The following is a 17,405-nucleotide window of genomic DNA, read 5'->3' on the forward strand; positions in this document are numbered from 1 at the left end:
ACTTCCAGATGGCCGATGGCCTCAACAGAATTCTGGGCGATTCGCCCGGCCGGGTGATTATCAAGTTGCTCGTCGTTTCGATCGTCGTCGGCTTCATCATGTCGGTGCTCGGCTTCACGCCCTATGACCTGATCTATGGTGTCCGGGATTTCGTGGTCGATCTCTGGCGCTCCGGCTTTGCCGCCCTTGGGCGTGTCGGCGATTATCTGCTGATCGGTGCGGCGGTGGTCATCCCCGCCTTCATCATCATCCGCTTGTTCAGCTACAGACGTTAAGATGCAGAACCGTGCCTCCCGGCGCCACGTCCTCAAGGCTGGCGTCATTCTCTCGCTTGCAACTCTTGCCGGCTGCATGAGCACCAAGCCTGAAAAGCCCTCCGGCAATGGCGGCGACCAGACCGAAGCGACGCTCGGATACGTCAATGCCCTGCGCAAGGAAAAGGGCTTGCCGCCGCTTTCGAACGATCCGGCGGCAGCGGCTGCCGCACTCTCGCAGGCAAGCCGCATGGCGAAGGCCGGCAAGATGAGCCACCTGATCGGCATGGGCGACAGCTTTTTCGATCGCATGAAGGGGCAGGGCGTTGCCTTGCCTGCAGCGGAAAACATCGCGGCTGGCCAGGACGATGCGGAAGGCGCGTATCAAGCCTGGTACCGCTCGCCGAAACATTTGGAAAACATGTTGGGCAGCAGCTATCGCGGCCTGGGTGTTGCCGTGGTCAGAAATCCCGCTTCCGGAAACAGGCCGTATTGGGCCATGGTATTGTCCGCCGGCTGATTCTCAGACCAACCGATATTCAGCCCATGCCGGTCTGCAAATGGTGCTTTCCAGCGCTTCCGGTGCTCACGTACTTAAGTACGCTGCGCTCCGGGTCGCAGAAAACCACCATTTTCGACTCGGCCTGAACTGAATCTCGATTGGTCTTATACGGCGTTCCGGACGTAAGACAGCAAGACGGAGCCGCCCAGATGACTGCAGCCGGAAATCTCGAGATCGATGAAAACGCCCGTGGCGCGGGGCCGTTTCTCGTCACCAACCGATTGATCCTGTCGATCGCCATCCCGATGACGCTCGGTTTCCTCACCACGCCGCTCCTGGGATTGGTGGATACGGCGGTCGTCGGGCGGCTCGGGCAGGCGACGCTGCTCGCCGGCTTGGCAGTCGGCGCGATCCTCTTCGACCTGATCTTTACGACGTTCAATTTCTTGCGCGCCTCGACCACCGGTCTCGTGGCACAAGCTTTCGGTCGTGGTGACAGGGCGGAAGAACAGGCGGTTTTCTGGCGATCTCTGGCGATCGCGCTTGTCAGCGGCACGGTCGCCCTGCTGGTCTCGCCTATACTGCTGTCTCTCGGTCTTTGGCTGCTTGCGCCGGGTCCGGAGGTGGCCGAAGTGACGCGCACCTATTTCCTCTGGCGCATTCTCTCCAGCCCCTTCGCCCTCGCCAACTATGCCATTCTGGGTTTCGTGCTCGGCCGCGGGCAGGGCACGACAGGCCTTCTGCTGCAAACGCTGATCAATGGTATCAACGTCGTGCTTTCGATCTACCTTGGCCTGCATCTCGGTTGGGGGGTAATGGGTGTAGCGCTCGCCACCGTCATCGGCGAGACCGTCGGCGCGCTTGTCGGCTTCGCGATCGTCTATGCCCGTTTCGACCGGTCGTCGTCGCTTGCGTGGAAAGAGGTCTTCTCGATGGACCGGCTGAAGCCGCTCTTCGGCCTCAACCGCGATATCATGATCCGCTCCTTCGTGCTTCTGGCTGCGTTCACGCTGATGACGCGGATCGGCACCAGCTTCGGCCCCGTGACCCTTGCCGCCAACGCCGTGCTTATGACGATCTTTCTGGTCGCCGGTTATTATCTCGATGGTCTCGCGAATGCTGCTGAACAATTGACGGGCCGCGCGATCGGCGCGCGCTTCCGGCCGGCCTTCGATCGGGCGCTGAAGATGACGGCGCTCTGGTCGTTCGCGCTGGCCGCGGCGACGACTGTCGCCTTTCTCGACTTCGGCGATCGCCTCATCGATACGCTGACGACGGCGGAGGATGTCCGGGCCGTCGCCTACGAATTCATGCCCTGGGCAGCCATCACCGCAGTCACCGGCGCGCTCGCCTTCCTGATGGATGGCGTCTTCATCGGCGCCACCTGGTCGCGGGATATGCGCAACATGATGCTGCTGGCCTTCGCCGGCTATGCCGCGTCCTTGCTGGTGCTCGTGCCGCTCTTCGGCAATCACGGCCTCTGGGCGGGGCTCAATCTCTTCCTGCTGTTTCGCGGCCTGTTCCTGCTGGCGCTGGTGCCGCGGCGGGCGAGGACAAGTTTCGCTTCCTAGAAGCGGCTCGCCCACTCATCCGTCTTGCTACCGCGGATGTCCGAGATCGAGGACAGCTTCTCGCGATCGCAGATGTCCGAAAGCCCGCGCACGATGCGGCCGGGCAGCAGCGGTCCTTCATAGACCATGCAGGAATAAAGCTGCACGAGATCGGCGCCGGCCCGGATCTTCTCCGCCGCCGTCTCCGCCGATGATACGCCCCCGACGCCGATGATCGGCAGGTCAGGCCCGACGCGCTTGCGCATCTTGGCGAGAACCGCGGTAGAGCGGGCAAAAAGCGGCTTGCCCGAGAGGCCACCGGCCTCCTTGGCCTGCGTCTGGTCCTTCAGTCCTTCGCGCGACAGCGTGGTGTTGGAAACGATCAACCCGTCAAGCTTGTGCGCCAGCACCTCGGCGGCGATGTCATCCATGCCGTCCTCGGTCAGGTCCGGCGCGATCTTCAGGAAGACCGGAACCTGCCGGCCGCTCTTCTTGGCCTCGTCATCGCGTGCGGCGAGCACGGCCGACAGCAGTGCCGCCAAGCTATCGCGCGCCTGCAGGTCGCGCAGGCCCGGTGTGTTGGGCGAGGAGATATTGGCGGTGAAGTAACGCGCCAGCGAATAGAAACGGCGGATGCCGGCGACATAATCGGCAATGCGGTCTTCGCTGTCCTTGTTGGCGCCGATGTTGACGCCGATCAGGCCATTGCCACGGAGCTTCGAAAGCCGCTCATAGGCCGCATCATGGCCGGCATTGTTGAAGCCGAGCCGGTTGATGACAGCCTCGTCAGCGGTCAGCCGGAAGATGCGTGGCTTGTCGTTGCCGGTCTGGGGTTTCGGCGTGACGGTGCCGATCTCGGTGAAGCCGAAGCCGAGGCGCAGCATTTCCTCCGGCACTTCGGCATTCTTGTCGTAACCGGCGGCGAGACCCAAGGGATTGGAAAAGGTCAGCCCGGCAATCGTCTGCGAGAGCCGCGGATCGGCTTTGACGCTGCAGGCGGGAACGAGCCCGGTTTTAAGCGCCGTGATCGACAGGCCGTGGGCGGCTTCGGGATCAAAAAGAAACAGGCCGCGGCGGCCGAGCGACTGGAAGAGATCGAGCATCAGGCAAGCTCCGGAAAGACATGGGCGCCATCGCTGCCGAGCGGCAGCGGCTTTTCCCAGAGAACGGCGGAAAGCGGCAGCGCGCCATAGAGATGGGGAAAGAGATCGCCGCCGCGCGAGGGCTCGTAAACCAGGGCCTCGCCCAGTGTGGCGCCATCGACGGCGACAAGGAGCAGACCATCCTGACCGGCGAAATGGCGGGCAGCGGTTTCCACCGCCTGGGCTGCTGTCGAGAAATGGATGAAGCCGTCGGCGTGATCGACGGGCGCGCCCTTGAATTCTCCGCTTTTCAGCGCATCCTGCCACAGAGTTGTCGGAACGATTTTGTAGATGATGCTGGACATGCCGAGACCTCCTGACCGGGGGATAGTGCAGCCGGATTGCCGCAATTGCGGCGGAAAGTCCACCGCCACAGCGGCGCGGGACGCAGATTTTGGGCAGGAGAGACGTTATGAACAGATTGCTTTGGCCAATGCTCGGCCTTGCCGGGATCGTGGGGGGCATCGCCGCCGTCGTTCCGGTGGAGGCGCAGGAGCCTGCGTCTGGCCGCTACAGCATGCAGAAATCCGATACAGGTATTGCCCGCCTCGATACACAGACGGGCGAGGTCTCGCTCTGCCAGGAAAAGGACGGGCAGATGGTCTGCCGCATCGCTGCGGACGAGCGCACGGCCTTCGAGCTGGAGCTCGACCTTCTGACAAAACGGGTGGAAACTCTGGAAAAAGCCCTTGAGAACGGCCAGTTCAGCGCAAAACCGCGCCTGCCCACCGATGAAGAGATTGACCAGACGATGGGCATCATGGAAAGAATGATGCGAAGCTTCATGGGGATCGTGAAGGATCTGGAGGGTGAGGAGCGCAAGGTGCCCGGTGCCCTTGGTGATGAACCTCAAAAGACCTGACACGTCTTTCCGATCCATGATGCCGGCCTTCGGGGAGGAGCCCTTCGGCCGGGCAAGCTCTTGGGAGGGAGCGCCATGGCATCAGGATTGACCATCATTATTGCGGACGACCATCCGCTTTTCCGCGGCGCCATGCGCCAGGCCCTCACAGGCATGGATGGCAATGCCACCATCGTCGAAGCCGGCGATTTCACGGCTGCCCGACAGGCCGCGATCGACAACCCGAATGCCGACCTGCTGCTGCTGGATCTCACCATGCCCGGCGTCAGCGGTCTGTCCGGCCTGATCGCGCTGCGCTCCGAGTTTCAGAGCCTGCCGGTCATGGTCGTTTCCGCCCATGACGACAACGCAACGGTTCAGCGCGCGCTGGAACTCGGGGCGAGCGGCTTTCTCTCGAAATCGGCAGGGCTGGAGGAGATCCGGGAAGGCATCGATACCGTCATGGCAGGCAATATCTTCACCCCCGCCGGGTTCCAGAGTGGCGTTGAACATGAGCCGGAAGTGGCGGAGCTTCTGCAGCGACTTCAGACGCTAACCCCGCAGCAGTCCCGCGTGCTCGGCATGCTGGGCGAGGGACTGCTCAATAAGCAGATTGCCTACGAGCTCGGCGTATCCGAGGCGACGATCAAAGCGCATGTCTCGGCGATTTTGCTGAAGCTCAATGTCGACAGCCGCACCCAGGCGGTGATCCAGCTCGGCAAGATTGCGGCTGTGGCGGCGTAGTTTCCTTCTCCCCGCGTGCGGGGAGAAGGTGCCCGAAGGGCGGATGAGGGGCTGAAGTCTCGGCACTCTCGAGATGACTGTGTTTGCCCCTCACCCTAGCCCTCTCCCCGCAGGCGGGGAGAGGGAACTATAGAGCTTGCCGCCATCACCTCGCATTCCCTTGGATGGCGAGGGCCCGCTACTCCGCAGCCGCCTTCAGCGCCACCGATAGCTGCGTCAGCCACGCTCTCAGCGCCGCAGGCCGCACCGGCTTGTTCTGGATCGCAATGCCATCCCGCTCGGCCGTCGCGCGCACTTCCGGCGAACGGTCCGCGGTCACCAGCAATGCTGGCAAAACCGTTTCTAAATGGTCGCGGATCGTGCGGATGGCATCCGTGCCGGTTGCCTTGTCGAGATGGTAGTCGGCAATGATCGCATCCGGCCGCATCTGTGATCCGGCCTTCCAGTCTTCGATCGATTGCACCGCCTCTACCCGGCATCCCCAGCCTTCAAGCAGCAGGGTCATGCCTTCCAGAATGCGTGGCTCGTTGTCGATGCAGAGGACCGAAAGCCCGTTCAGCGGTTCGGCGATCCGGATCGCGGCCGTGTTTGCTGGCCCCTTCACTGCCTTGGCCGTCTTGTCGATCGGCATCGTCACGCGGAAGCGCGTCCCCTTGCCGGGCTTCGATTGCAGATCGACGGAGTGGTTAAGGACACGGGAGATGCGGTCGACGATGGAAAGTCCTAGACCCAGCCCGGAAGCCGTCTTCGCGCCTTCGTCGAGACGGGCAAATTCCTTGAACACGGTGCGGAATTTCGATGACGGAATGCCGATACCGGAATCCAGAACCTGAATGACAGCCTGATCCCCCTCCCGCCGCACTCCGACAAGAACCTTGCCCTTCGGCGTGTATTTGATCGCGTTGGATACGAGGTTCTGCACGAGACGACGCAAGAGGTTTGGGTCGCTGCGTACGGAAAGCGAGGTCGGCATCACCGTGAGCTTCAGATTGGCGGCGCGGGCGACCGGGGCGAAATCGGTCTCGATGCGGCGCAGCAGGTCGTCGAGCGGTACGGACTGCAATCTGGGCTTCATTGCGCCCGTATCCAACCGGGAGATGTCCAGCACGGCACCGAGAATGGTTTCCACCGACTCAAGGGACGAATCGATGTTGCGCACCAGCAGGCTGTTTTCTGAATCGCCGAGACGCTCCACCAAAGATGAGGAATAAAGTCGCGCCGCATTAAGCGGTTGCAGAATGTCGTGGCCGGCGGCGGCGAAGAAGCGGGTCTTGCCGATATTGGCCTCTTCCGCCGAAGCCCGAGCTTCCGCGACTTCGCGGTTGACGCGGGTCAGCTCCCCGGTGCGCTCCGCGACGCGGGCCTCGAGCGTTTCGTTCGCCTGCTTCAGCGCCATGTCGGCCGCAACACGCTGGGTGATGTCGGTATAGGTGGTGACGATGCCCTTGTCGGGCATGGCGTTGGTGCGCACTTCAATGATGCGCGCGCCACCGGCAAGCTCCAGCAGGAAGGGCTTGTCGAGGGTGAGGAAGTTTTCGATCAGCGTTTTTTCTTCCTCGCGGGCGATATCGCCGCGTGCCGTCAGCATCGAGACGATATCGGCGAGCGGAAAACCGACCTGGCCGGCCGTTTCCGGCAGATCGAGCAACTGCCGGAAACGGCGGTTCCAGATGATCAGATTGTTGGAGCTGTCGAAAACGGCGATGCCCTGGTCCATCTGCGAAAGCGCCGTCTGCAGCATGTCCTGATTGTATTGCAGGGCCTCACTGGCCTGATCGAGCAGCCAGGCGGTATCGACCGGCGTATCATCCATGCGCTGCAGCACGAGCGACAGCACCAGCCGCGCGGAAGACGAACCGATGGCGCTGCCGAGCAACTGTTCGGAAAAGTGTACCAGCGCCATGTCGGCCGGCTGATGATCTTCGAGCCAGCGACCGTTCTGCTGCTCATAGGTATGGAAGGATCGCAGCATGCGCTCTTCGCCGAGATAGCGTGCGATCGTCGTTTTTAGGTCGCGTACGGTGATCTTGGTCTTGCGACCGCGGAAGGCCCGTTCGGTGCGCGACTTGCGGCGGATGAAAACGCTTGCCTGCGTGCGCTCGATCGGTTTCGGCACGCGCGTCAGAGAAAAAACGACATAGGCGGTGGCATTGACGAGCAGACTGAGCGTCGAGGCATTGACGAGCGGATCGGCGGCCGGACCGGAAAAGACCGATGTGAACGGGAAGAGGAAACCGAGCACGGTGGTTGCGACATGAGAGTTGTCCGGCCCGCCAAGGCTCGGCAGGAAAAGCAGGTAGGCCCAGACGACGAAGCCCAGCGCCATGCCGGCGATGGCCCCGCGCGCATTGGCCTGATGCCAAAGGAGGCCGCCGAACAGCGCCGGCGCCATCTGGGCGATGGCCGCAAAGGCAAGCAGGCCGAGGGATGCGAGCCCGGCGCTCATATCGGCGGCGCGGTAATATCCATAGCCGAGCAGCAGCACGCCGAAGATCGCCATGCGGCGAACATTGAGCAGCAGCGTCGAAACATCGCGAACGCCGCCGCGGCGCGTGAGGTTGCGCCTCAGCACGACGGGCATGACGATATCGTTGGAGATCATGATCGACAGCGCGACGGAGGCGACGATGACCATCGCGGTCGCAGCCGAGAAGCCGCCGATAAAGGTGATCATCGTCATCACGGGAACGTCGAGCTTGATCGGCAGGTTCAGGAGATAGAGGTCGGAGACCCCGCCGCCCTGAAAAATCAGGATGCCGGCAATCGCCACCGGAAGCACGAAAATGTTGATCGCCACCAGATACAGCGGGAACAGGATGCCGGCCATGCGCAATTCGTTGGCCGTGCGGTTCTCGACGACCGTCACATGGAATTGGCGCGGCAGAAGGATGATCGCGAGCGCCGACAAGACGACGAGCATGATCCAGCGAGGCAGCGGCGTTTCGTAGTTCAGCGCCGTCATCACCTGCTGGTTTTCGAGCGCCTTGGCCCAGAGGTCGGATGGCCCGTCAAACACGAAGAAAACGATGTAGACCCCGGCCGTCAAAAGGGCGAGCAGCTTGACCAGCGATTCCATGGCAATCGCAAGGATCAGACCGTCCTGATGCTCCGTCGCATCGGTATGTCGTGTGCCGAAGACGATGGCGAAGCAAGCGAGGAACAACGTCACCAGCAGCGGCAGGTCGATGAAATTCTGACCCGAACCGATGCCATAGGTGCTGGTGTCGATCATCGCGGCGACGGAGCTGGAAACCGCCTTCAGCTGCAGTGCGATATAGGGTATGGCGCCGACCAGCGAGATCAGCGCGACGATGGCGGCAACGGCCGGGTTCTTGCCATAGCGGGCGGCAATGAAATCGGCGACGGAGGTAAGCTTTTCCGACTTCGCAAGCGCGATGATGCGGCGGATCACCGGCAGCCCGATCGTGAACATCAGGATCGGGCCGATGTAGATACCGGTAAATTCAAGCCCGCGCTCGGCTGCAAGGCCAATACCGCCGAAATAGGTCCAGGATGTGCAGTAGATCGCAAGGCTGAGCGCATAGACCACCGGTCGGCCGCGATCCGCGGCCACAGTCTTGCCGACCTTGCGGTCGCCATAACTCGCCACGGCGAACAACAGCAACAGGTAGGCAAACGCCGCGGCAAAGACGATCGGTCCGGAAAGCATGCTCCTCCTTATCCAGCGCTGAAAGCCGGATCGCGCGAGCATAGGACAAGAGCGTGGCGAAGAAAATCAGCGCAATCTTCGCCTTAAGTTCAAGGTGAACCCATACAGCACCGTTTTCGAAGCCGACATGCTTATATTTCCGCTTTTCTTTCCCGTTGTGCGCGATAGGTTTCGGGAGCGGGTGATTGCCCGAGCATGGGAACAAGGAGAGCGGGATGCTGAACGAATTCAAGGAATTCATTGCGCGCGGCAATGTCATGGACCTGGCGGTCGGTGTCATTATCGGCGCGGCTTTCAACAAGATCGTCGAATCAGTCGTCAACGACCTCGTGATGCCGATCGTCGGCGCGCTGACGGGCGGCGGCTTTGATTTTTCCAACTATTTTCTGCCGCTCAGCGCCAATGTCACGGCAACCTCGCTGGCTGCGGCTCGCGAGCAGGGCGCAGTGTTCGCCTATGGCAACTTCATCACCGTTCTCATCAACTTCCTGATCCTCGCGTGGATCATCTTCCTGATGATCAAGGGCGTGAACCGTATGCGCAGATCGATGGAAGCCAAGGACAAAGCCGGTGCCCCGGAAGCCGCTCCTCCGCCGGCAGACGTGCAGCTGCTCACGGAAATTCGAGACCTCCTGAAAACGCGCGCCGCTTAAGTCGGCGTGGGTTACCGGGCATGCGCGTCGCTGGATGCCGTGCATGCCCGTCTGGCAAAACATCACAAAGTTCAATCGATCCGTCACCGATTGTCGCGTGATCGGCGCGTGCAAAACGGCTAGAAGCGACGGCATCGTTCTTTTGTTCTGCCGGAGCCCTTGATGACCGTTCTCGCCAGCCTCAGCCCCCGTTCGCTCGCCGCACCTGAAAGCGGTATCGTGGAGCTGGTGAACTATGCGCGCGGACGCGATGGGCTGATCCCGCTCTGGGTCGGCGAGGGCGACCTGCCGACGCCGGATTTCATCACGCGCGCCGCCCAGGCGTCGCTTTCCGCGGGCGAGACCTTCTACACCTGGCAACGCGGCATCCCGCCGTTGCGCGAGGCGCTTTCCCGCTATTACCTACGCCATTTCGGCAAGACGCTGCCGATGGACAATTTCTACGTGACCGGCTCGGGCATGCAGGCGATCAAGCTTGCGATCGAGGCGGTGAGTTCGCCGGGCGACGAGATGGTGTATCTCTCGCCCGCCTGGCCGAACTTCGCGGCCTCCGCAGAGCTTTCAGGCGTCAAGCCAGAGGCAGTGCCGCTCGAATTTAAGGGCGGCAAATGGCAGCTCTCGGTCGAACGCCTCGCTGCGGCGATCACGCCGAAGACACGCGCGCTGTTCATCAATACCCCGTCCAATCCGACAGGCTGGACCGCAACGAAGGACGATCTCGCAGCCATCCTCGATCTTTCACGCAGGCAAGGCCTCTGGATCGTCGCCGACGAAATCTATGCGCTTTATTCCTATCATGCTGCCCGCGCGCCGTCGTTCCTCGATGTCATGGACGATGGCGACCGCATCCTGTTCGTCAATTCCTTCTCCAAGAACTGGTCGATGACGGGCTGGCGTGCAGGCTGGATCGTCGCGCCTGCCGAAATCGGCCAGGTGCTGGAAAACCTGATCCAGTATTCCACCTCGGGCGTTGCCCAGTTCATCCAGGCGGGCGCCGTCGTGGCGCTCGACGAGGGAGATCGTTTTGTCGCCGAGAATGTCGCCAAGGCGGCAAGGTCCCGCGATCTTCTGTGCGATGCGTTGATCGCGACCAATCGCGTCGAGACATTGAAGCCTGACGGCGCAATCTACGCCTTTCTGAAAATCGACGGCGTACCGGATGCGCGACAAGCCTGTTTCGATATCGTCGACAAGACGGGCGTCGGCTTGGCGCCGGGCACGGCGTTCGGAGAAGGCGGCTCGCTCTTCATGCGCGCCTGCTTTCTGCGCGATCCGGCCCAGGTTTCGACAGCAGCTGAAAGGCTGGCAGGCTATATCGCTTCGCTTTAGGCGCGATTTTCGCTTTTTGATCATCGTCAAGCTTGTGAAAGCCGGCTGAACCGGCTTTTATCCCGACGATTCGACGTTAGGGAGCTTCACATGGCGGTTTTGGTTACGGGCGGCGGCGGTTATATCGGCAGCCACATGGTCTGGGCGCTGCTGGATGCGGGCGAAGAGGCCGTTGTCATCGACCGTCTCTCGACCGGGTTCCGCTGGGCGATCGCGCCGGAAGCGCGCTTCTATGAAGGCGATATCGCCGACGCCGAGTTGATGCGCTGCATCTTCTCCGAAAACAACATCGACGCGATCATTCATTTCGCCGGTTCGATCGTCGTGCCGGAATCCGTCGCCGATCCGCTGGGCTACTATGAAAACAACACGGTCAAATCCCGCGCGCTGATCGCCAGCGCCGTCGAGGCGGGCATTCCGTATTTCGTCTTCTCCTCCACCGCTGCCGTTTATGGCACACCGAAGGTTCTGGAGCCGGTGACGGAAGACCTGCCGCTGGCGCCGGAATCGCCCTACGGATCGTCGAAGCTGATGACCGAGATCATGCTGCGTGACACATCCAACGCCCATGACCTCACCTACACGGCGTTGCGTTATTTCAACGTCGCGGGTGCCGATCCGAAGGGGCGCAGCGGCCAGTCTTCGGCCATCGCCACCCATCTCATCAAGGTCGCCTCCGCAACGGCGCTTGGCAAACGCGCGTCCATGAGCGTCTTCGGCACCGATTATCCGACGCCGGACGGGACCTGCGTGCGTGACTATATCCATGTCTGGGATCTCGCTCAGGCGCATCTTGCAGCCTTGAAGCGCATGCGCGCCGGCGGCGGGTCTCTTGCGGCCAATTGCGGCTATGGTCGTGGCTTCTCGGTTCTTGAAGTGCTGAAGACCGTCAAGAAGGTCAGCGGCGTGGATTTCCCGGTGGAATTTGCCGAGCGCCGTGCGGGTGATCCCGCTATGATCGTCGCCAATCCATCGCTGGCAAAGGCCGAACTCGGCTGGGTGCCGGAGTATGACGACCTTGAGGGCATCGTCGAGAGCGCACTCGAATGGGAGCGCCACCTCCTGCGCAAGAACAGCTACTGACGGGCATTTCCCCGCTCCAGTTTGACGACAGTTTCAAGCACTAGGGTATCGGCCACGATAGATCATTCGGGCCTGATGCATGATGGAACAAGTTCGCCAGACGAAACGCAGGATGCCGCCCAAAAGGCGTGGCTTCATTGCGGGCCGCGCGAGCCCGTCGCAGTCGCGGCCGGTTGAATACTTTTTGTCGTTGACGACGGGACATCCGTGCGAGGGCCTTCGATGAAGGCTGTCATTCTCGCCGGCGGGCTTGGCACGCGCATCTCGGAGGAAACCCACCTTCGGCCGAAGCCGATGGTCGAGATCGGCGGGCGGCCCATCCTCTGGCATATCATGAAGATGTACCACGCCCATGGGGTGCGCGACTTCATCGTCTGCTGCGGCTTCAAGGGCTATATCATCAAGGAATATTTTGCCAATTACGGCCTGCATATGTCGGACATCACCTTCGACTTTGCCGAAAACAGCATGGAATTCCATCGCAAGAGCGCCGAGAACTGGCGGGTGACGCTGGTCGATACCGGCGAGAACTCGATGACCGGCGGCCGCTTGAAACGGGTTGCCCGGTATCTGAGGGAAGACGACGCCTTCTGCTTCACCTATGGCGACGGCGTCGGCAGCATGGATATCGCCCGCACGATCGCCTTCCACCGGGAACACGGCAAACTCGCCACGGTCACGGCTTGTCGTCCGCCAGCGCGTTACGGCGCGCTTCAGCTGGATGGCAGCGAAGTTCAAGGTTTTGTCGAAAAGCCGGAAGGCGAGGGCGGCTTTATCAATGGCGGTTTCTTCGTGCTCTCGCCGCGCTGCATCGACCGGATCGAAGACGACAACACCACATGGGAGGCCGAGCCCCTCATGAGCCTTGCCCGCGAGGGCGAGTTGCAGGCCTACCTCCATGACGGCTTCTGGCAGCCGATGGACACCCTGCGTGACAAAAACCATCTCGAAAGTTTGTGGCAGAGCGGTTCGCCGCCTTGGAAATGCTGGTGATGACGATGACAAACGACTTCTGGCGCGGAAAGCGCGTACTGATCACCGGCCACACGGGCTTCAAGGGCAGTTGGCTCGCCCTTTGGCTTCGACAACTGGGTGCCGAGGTCTCCGGCCTCTCGCTGCTTCCGAAATCGGAACCCTCGCTCTACAATCTGCTGGGCGGTGCTGCCGAAGGCGATGATATCGTCGACATTCGCGACCGGGCTGCCGTCACCCATCAGGTGCTGCGCTCGAAACCGCAGATCGTCTTCCACCTCGCAGCCCAGGCGCTGGTACGGGCAAGCTATCGCGATCCGGCCGAAACCTACGACACCAATGTCAGCGGCACGGTCAATCTTCTGGACGCGCTTCGCGTCTGCGAGGATGTGCGCTCGATCGTGGTCGTGACGACCGACAAGGTGTATCACAACCCTGAGACCGGCCTTGCGTTCATGGAGACCGATCCGCTCGGCGGACAGGATCCCTACAGCGCCTCCAAGGCGGCTGCGGAGATCGTCACGGCAAGCTATCGCTCCTCCTTCTTTGCCGCCCGCAACATCGGCATCGCGACGGCGCGTGCCGGCAACGTCATCGGGGGGGGCGACTGGGCCGAGGAGCGGCTGATCCCCGACGCCGTTCGCGCCTGGCAGGCGGGTCAATCCCTGTACGTCCGCCGTCCGCGCGCAGTGCGTCCCTGGCAGCATGTTCTGGAGCCGCTGAATGGCTATATGAGCCTGGCCGAGCATCTCTGGTACGCGCCGGTCGGTGTCGAAAGCTATAATTTCGGTCCCAACCATGCGGAGGCCGCGTCGGTCGGCACGGTGCTGAAGATGGCCGAGCGTCATTTCGGCGGTGGCCTCGTTCGCCTGGGCGATGGCACCGAAGGTCCGCACGAGGCCGGCTATCTGGTTCTCGACAGCGGCCGGGCCCGCGCCGATCTGGGCTATGTTCCGCGCTGGCGCCTCAACGAAACCGTGCGCCGCACGATGGAATGGTATCGCGCCGAGCGTGAAGGCCGGCCTGCTCTTGAGCTTTGCCTCGCCGATATCCGCGACTTTACCAATGAAGCAGCTGGTGCGCAGCCGCTGAAGGCCGCCGGTTGAGCACGCGGCTGCAGGCACGGGAAACGCCGCTTGCCGGCCTGATGGTGATCGAGCGCCGCAGGCTGTCTGACGAGCGTGGGTTCCTGTCGCGTCTTTTCTGCCAGCATGAGCTGGCCGCCTTCGGCTGGCACGGCCCCATCATGCAGATGAACGAGACCGGCACGGTGCACAAGGGCACGGTGCGCGGCATGCATTTCCAGCGCCCGCCGCATGCGGAGATCAAACTCGTCACCTGCACGCGCGGCCGCATCTTCGATGTTGCCGTCGATCTGCGGGTTGGTTCGCCGACCTTTCTCAAACATTTCTCCGTCGAGCTTTCGGAAGAAAACGGCTGTTCCCTATTGATCCCGAAAGGCTTTGCCCACGGTTTTCAGGCGCTGAGCGATGATGTCCGGCTGATTTATGCCCATTCGGAGCGTTACACCGCAGTGGCCGAGGGTGGGCTTCATCCGCAAGACCCGGCACTCGCGGTCGAATGGCCTTTGCCGGTGGAAAGGCTTTCGGCGCGCGACGCGGCGCATCCCCTGCTGACGCCGGATTATCTTGGAGTAGCCGCATGAAATGCCGCCACTGCGGGTCCGAGGAGATGGTGCCCTTCCTCGATCTGGGAACAGCTCCGCCTTCGAATTCGTATGTCGCGATCGAAGAGCGCAACAAGCCGGAACTCTGGTATCCGCTCGTCATCCGGGCCTGCCGGAAATGCCGCCTTGTGCAGACGGAAGATTTTGCCGCGCGCGAAACCTTCTTCTCGTCGAGCTACGCCTATTTCAGCTCGTTCTCGACGTCCTGGCTGAAGCACGCGGAAACGTATGTCGCTGACATGCAGGCGCGTTTCGGTCTGACGGAGCAGTCTCATATCGTCGAGATCGCCGCGAATGACGGTTATCTTCTCCAGTTCGCCAAGGAACGCGGCATACCCTGCCTCGGCATCGAGCCGACGGCGAGCACTGCCGCCGCAGCGCGCGAAAAGGGGCTGGAGATCATCGAAGAGTTCTTCGGCGCCGATATCGGCGCGCGACTGGCTGCGGAAGGCCGAAGCGCCGATCTGACGGCCGCCAACAACGTGCTTGCCCATGTGCCTGATATCAACGATTTCGTCGCCGGCTTTACCGCGATCCTGAAGCCCAACGGCGTTGCGACCTTCGAGTTTCCGCATCTGCTCAACATGGTGAGCGAAGGCCAGTTCGACACGGCCTATCACGAGCATTATTCCTATCTGTCGTTGACTGCCGTTTCCCGCATCTTCGAAAAGAACGGTCTTGCTGTCTTCGACGTCGAGACGACCCCATGGCACGGCGGCAGCCTTCGTGTTTTTGCGCAGCGCGCTGACACGGGGAAACATGCCGCCACGCCGGCCGTTGCCTTCACGCTCGCCGCCGAGCGGCATGCCGGCATGCTGACGGATGAATACTACACGGGCTTCCAGGCGCGCGCCGAAGATGTGCGCGACGGCTTCCTGAGCTTTCTCATCGAAAGCCGCCGGGCTGGCCTGAAGGTCGCCGCCTACGGCGCTGCCGCCAAGGGCAACACGCTCTTGAATTTCGCAGGCGTGAAGCCGGATCTGCTGGCCTTCGCCGTCGACAAGAACCCCGCCAAGCAAGGCACTCTTCTTCCCGGAAGTCGCATCCCGATCGTCACCGAAGACGTGCTCAAAACCGAAAAACCGGAAAGGGTAGTAATCCTGCCATGGAATCTTCAGGACGAGATCAAACAGCAGCTTTCGTATATCATCGACTGGGGTGGAAAGTTCGTGACGGCGGTGCCGACACTGAAGGTTCATCCGTAGCATCGCTGCCGGAGGTCGCGGCGACGGAACCTCAGGCCAAGCCGCAGGTCAAGACCAAGGCGATTTAGAGACTCTAGGTCTTGCTATTCGATTTCGCCCAGAATGCCCTTCTCGTGCGCGATCGAATGGCGGATCAACTGGCTCCAGATTTTCTCGTAGAAATCCGGATCCAGTCCTGCCGCAATGGCATTGCGGCGGGCATTCTCCTCGACTTCAGCCACCCGTGCCGGAATGTCAGCCTTCAAGCCCATCGGTTTCTTGATCTCGGCGGCGCGGCCGATATAGGCGAAACGCTGCCGGAAAAGCTCGATCAATGCCTTGTCCAGCCGGTCGATCTCGGCACGGATATCGGTCATCGACTGGCAGTCTTCCGGGCTTTTGGGCATGCGGTTCTCCGGCATAGTGTGGGTCTGCCTGTGGTGGTTCGGCGATCCGAGGTGCTGCTTATCAAGCGGCCACGCATCTGGAAAGAGCCTGGAGCTCGATCGCAACCTCGGGTAAGCCTCGGGAAAGCCCTTGTCTTTAGGGTGCGGCAAACGGAGAAATATGATGTTCCCCCAGCCCAAACTGACGATCTGCGTGCCCTCGCGTAACCGCCAGCGCTATTTTCAGGAAACCATCCGCAGCCTGCTGATGAACATGCGCACGGATGTCGAATTCGTCTTTGCGGATAACTCCGACGATGCGTCGATCATGAACACCTTCATGGCTGACATCGGCGGCGATCCGCGCGTCAAGTTCATCCCCTCCGCGGATCATGTCTTCTCGATGGTTGACAACTGGGAGCGTTGCCTGGAGACGGCAACCGGCGAGTTCATTACCGTTATCGGCGACGACGATTATGTCGATGTCGATGTCGTCGATCTGATCAAGGACGTGCAGCGCAACGAACCTCGCGCCGATGTCATCGCCTGGACACGCCTCACCTATAACTGGCCGAGCCACCGCCCGCGCAAATGCGTGGTCGGGGTGCCGATGGGCACCAACTATTATCGAGTCGACAAGAGCATCCTGCTGCGAGATTTCTTCCACTGGTCCCATGATGCGGCGTCACCGAACAACCTCTTCGCGATCTACCACGGCGCCGTCTCGCGCAAGATCATGGAAAAGATCAGGGCCAAGTTCAACGGCCGTTATTTCGAGCATCCGGTTGTGGATTTCGAAAACAGTTGCAAGCTCTTGGTGACGGCCGACAACTTCATCCATGTCGAGCGTCCCTTCTCGGTGCTCGGCGCTTGCGCGGAAAGCAATTCCGGCCGCGTCGCGACCGCTGCCGATCTCAAGGCCATGTACACCCAGTTCATGTCCGATATCGGCCGTTCGATCGACAACGACGCCTATATGAAGGACTTTCCGTTCCCGTTCTTCCTCGGAAACACGGCGGCGATCGGCCTCTGCCAGCAGTGGTTCAAGTATACCTATGGCCACAAGGCGCCGGCGGGCTGGGAGAAGAATTTCGCCCGTGCCTGCGCCAAGAATTGCGGCATGGCCCGCGACCGGGAAAATTTCGAGCTGATTTCGGAAGGATATCGCACCGCCTTTGAAAACTGGCAGGGCGGCAAGTTCCTCGAGCACTTCAACCCGACCTTCAAGGAGCCGGGAAGCGGCAAGTCTTATTACGGTCTTTTGAAGAACATGCTCTATATCGACGAGGATATTGGTGGCGTACAGACCCCGGCGGAGCTTCTGCATCTTGTCGGCCAGTTTATCGCCCCGCGCGAAACCATGCAGTTCCGCACCGTGCGGCAACTCGCCGTGGGCTGAAGCGGACTT

The 17,405-nt window shown here is 61.4% G+C and carries 17 protein-coding genes; 13 read left to right on the forward strand and 4 right to left on the reverse strand.

What is annotated here, in order from left to right; all coding sequences use genetic code 11:
• Positions 1-8: 8 nt before the first annotated feature.
• The 3 genes from BLX89_RS18060 to BLX89_RS18070 all read left to right on the forward strand — a co-directional run bounded on the left by BLX89_RS18060 (position 9) and on the right by BLX89_RS18070 (position 2,327).
• Positions 9-275, forward strand: a complete 267-nt coding sequence (locus BLX89_RS18060) for a DUF6460 domain-containing protein (RefSeq protein ID WP_075292356.1) — start codon at positions 9-11, stop codon at positions 273-275.
• A 1-nt stretch (position 276) separates the two neighbouring features.
• The gene (locus BLX89_RS18065) at positions 277-774 is read left to right on the forward strand and encodes a CAP domain-containing protein (RefSeq protein ID WP_075292357.1); all 498 of its coding nucleotides are present in this window, start codon (positions 277-279) and stop codon (positions 772-774) included.
• Positions 775-965: 191 nt separating this feature from the next.
• Complete coding sequence (locus tag BLX89_RS18070; protein WP_075292358.1) at positions 966-2,327, forward strand: MATE family efflux transporter; 1,362 nt, start codon at positions 966-968, stop codon at positions 2,325-2,327.
• Here BLX89_RS18070 and BLX89_RS18075 read toward each other — a convergent pair.
• Together BLX89_RS18075 and BLX89_RS18080 are read right to left on the reverse strand one after the other, a co-directional pair.
• Positions 2,324-3,409 (reverse strand): quinone-dependent dihydroorotate dehydrogenase, encoded by a 1,086-nt coding sequence (locus tag BLX89_RS18075; RefSeq protein WP_075292359.1) that lies wholly within the window; start codon positions 3,407-3,409, stop codon positions 2,324-2,326. The two genes, BLX89_RS18070 and BLX89_RS18075, sit on opposite strands and share 4 nt — an antisense overlap.
• The gene (locus BLX89_RS18080) at positions 3,409-3,753 is read right to left on the reverse strand and encodes a DUF952 domain-containing protein (protein ID WP_075292360.1); all 345 of its coding nucleotides are present in this window, start codon (positions 3,751-3,753) and stop codon (positions 3,409-3,411) included. Before BLX89_RS18080 ends, BLX89_RS18075 begins: the two co-directional genes overlap by 1 nt.
• 107 nt (positions 3,754-3,860) lie before the next feature.
• Between BLX89_RS18080 and BLX89_RS18085 the strand changes: the two genes are divergently transcribed.
• Positions 3,861-4,310, forward strand: coding sequence for a hypothetical protein (locus tag BLX89_RS18085; RefSeq protein WP_143523672.1), 450 nt, complete (start codon positions 3,861-3,863; stop codon positions 4,308-4,310).
• Between the two features lie 75 nt (positions 4,311-4,385).
• Positions 4,386-5,033, forward strand: coding sequence for a response regulator transcription factor (locus BLX89_RS18090; protein ID WP_075292362.1), 648 nt, complete (start codon positions 4,386-4,388; stop codon positions 5,031-5,033).
• Positions 5,034-5,211: 178 nt separating this feature from the next.
• Here BLX89_RS18090 and BLX89_RS18095 read toward each other — a convergent pair whose 3' ends face one another.
• Positions 5,212-8,703 (reverse strand): PAS domain-containing hybrid sensor histidine kinase/response regulator, encoded by a 3,492-nt coding sequence (locus BLX89_RS18095; protein WP_075292363.1) that lies wholly within the window; start codon positions 8,701-8,703, stop codon positions 5,212-5,214.
• 215 nt (positions 8,704-8,918) lie between these two features.
• Between BLX89_RS18095 and mscL the strand changes: the two genes are divergently transcribed.
• The 7 genes from mscL to BLX89_RS18130 all read left to right on the forward strand — a co-directional run bounded on the left by mscL (position 8,919) and on the right by BLX89_RS18130 (position 15,632).
• Positions 8,919-9,356, forward strand: coding sequence for a large conductance mechanosensitive channel protein MscL (gene mscL / locus BLX89_RS18100; protein WP_075292364.1), 438 nt, complete (start codon positions 8,919-8,921; stop codon positions 9,354-9,356).
• Between the two features lie 162 nt (positions 9,357-9,518).
• Positions 9,519-10,685 carry a pyridoxal phosphate-dependent aminotransferase gene (locus BLX89_RS18105; protein WP_075292365.1) on the forward strand — a complete coding sequence of 389 codons (1,167 nt, stop codon included), beginning with the start codon at positions 9,519-9,521 and terminating at the stop codon, positions 10,683-10,685.
• Positions 10,686-10,775: 90 nt separating this feature from the next.
• Positions 10,776-11,768 carry a UDP-glucose 4-epimerase GalE gene (gene galE / locus BLX89_RS18110; RefSeq protein ID WP_075292366.1) on the forward strand — a complete coding sequence of 331 codons (993 nt, stop codon included), beginning with the start codon at positions 10,776-10,778 and terminating at the stop codon, positions 11,766-11,768.
• A 222-nt stretch (positions 11,769-11,990) separates the two neighbouring features.
• Entirely contained in the window at positions 11,991-12,761 is a 771-nt protein-coding gene (gene rfbF / locus BLX89_RS18115) for a glucose-1-phosphate cytidylyltransferase (RefSeq protein WP_075292367.1), read from the forward strand.
• A complete protein-coding gene (rfbG, locus tag BLX89_RS18120) occupies positions 12,752-13,846 on the forward strand; it encodes a CDP-glucose 4,6-dehydratase (RefSeq protein ID WP_425348620.1) in 1,095 nt (364 codons plus the stop codon). The genes rfbF and rfbG overlap by 10 nt, the downstream gene beginning before the upstream one ends.
• Entirely contained in the window at positions 13,843-14,406 is a 564-nt protein-coding gene (locus BLX89_RS18125) for a dTDP-4-dehydrorhamnose 3,5-epimerase family protein (protein ID WP_075292369.1), read from the forward strand. The genes rfbG and BLX89_RS18125 overlap by 4 nt, the downstream gene beginning before the upstream one ends.
• The gene (locus tag BLX89_RS18130) at positions 14,403-15,632 is read left to right on the forward strand and encodes a class I SAM-dependent methyltransferase (protein WP_075292370.1); all 1,230 of its coding nucleotides are present in this window, start codon (positions 14,403-14,405) and stop codon (positions 15,630-15,632) included. Before BLX89_RS18125 ends, BLX89_RS18130 begins: the two co-directional genes overlap by 4 nt.
• Before the next feature lie 83 nt (positions 15,633-15,715).
• On the opposite strand, the gene BLX89_RS18135 is transcribed toward BLX89_RS18130, so the two are convergent.
• Entirely contained in the window at positions 15,716-16,018 is a 303-nt protein-coding gene (locus BLX89_RS18135) for a chorismate mutase family protein (RefSeq protein WP_075292371.1), read from the reverse strand.
• Positions 16,019-16,181: 163 nt separating this feature from the next.
• Between BLX89_RS18135 and BLX89_RS18140 the strand changes: the two genes are divergently transcribed.
• Complete coding sequence (locus tag BLX89_RS18140) at positions 16,182-17,396, forward strand: glycosyltransferase family 2 protein (protein ID WP_075292372.1); 1,215 nt, start codon at positions 16,182-16,184, stop codon at positions 17,394-17,396.
• Positions 17,397-17,405: the final 9 nt, after the last annotated feature.

The sequence above is a fragment of the Pararhizobium arenae genome, from assembly GCF_001931685.1.
GTDB classification, from domain to species: Bacteria; Pseudomonadota; Alphaproteobacteria; order Rhizobiales; family Rhizobiaceae; genus Pararhizobium; species Pararhizobium arenae.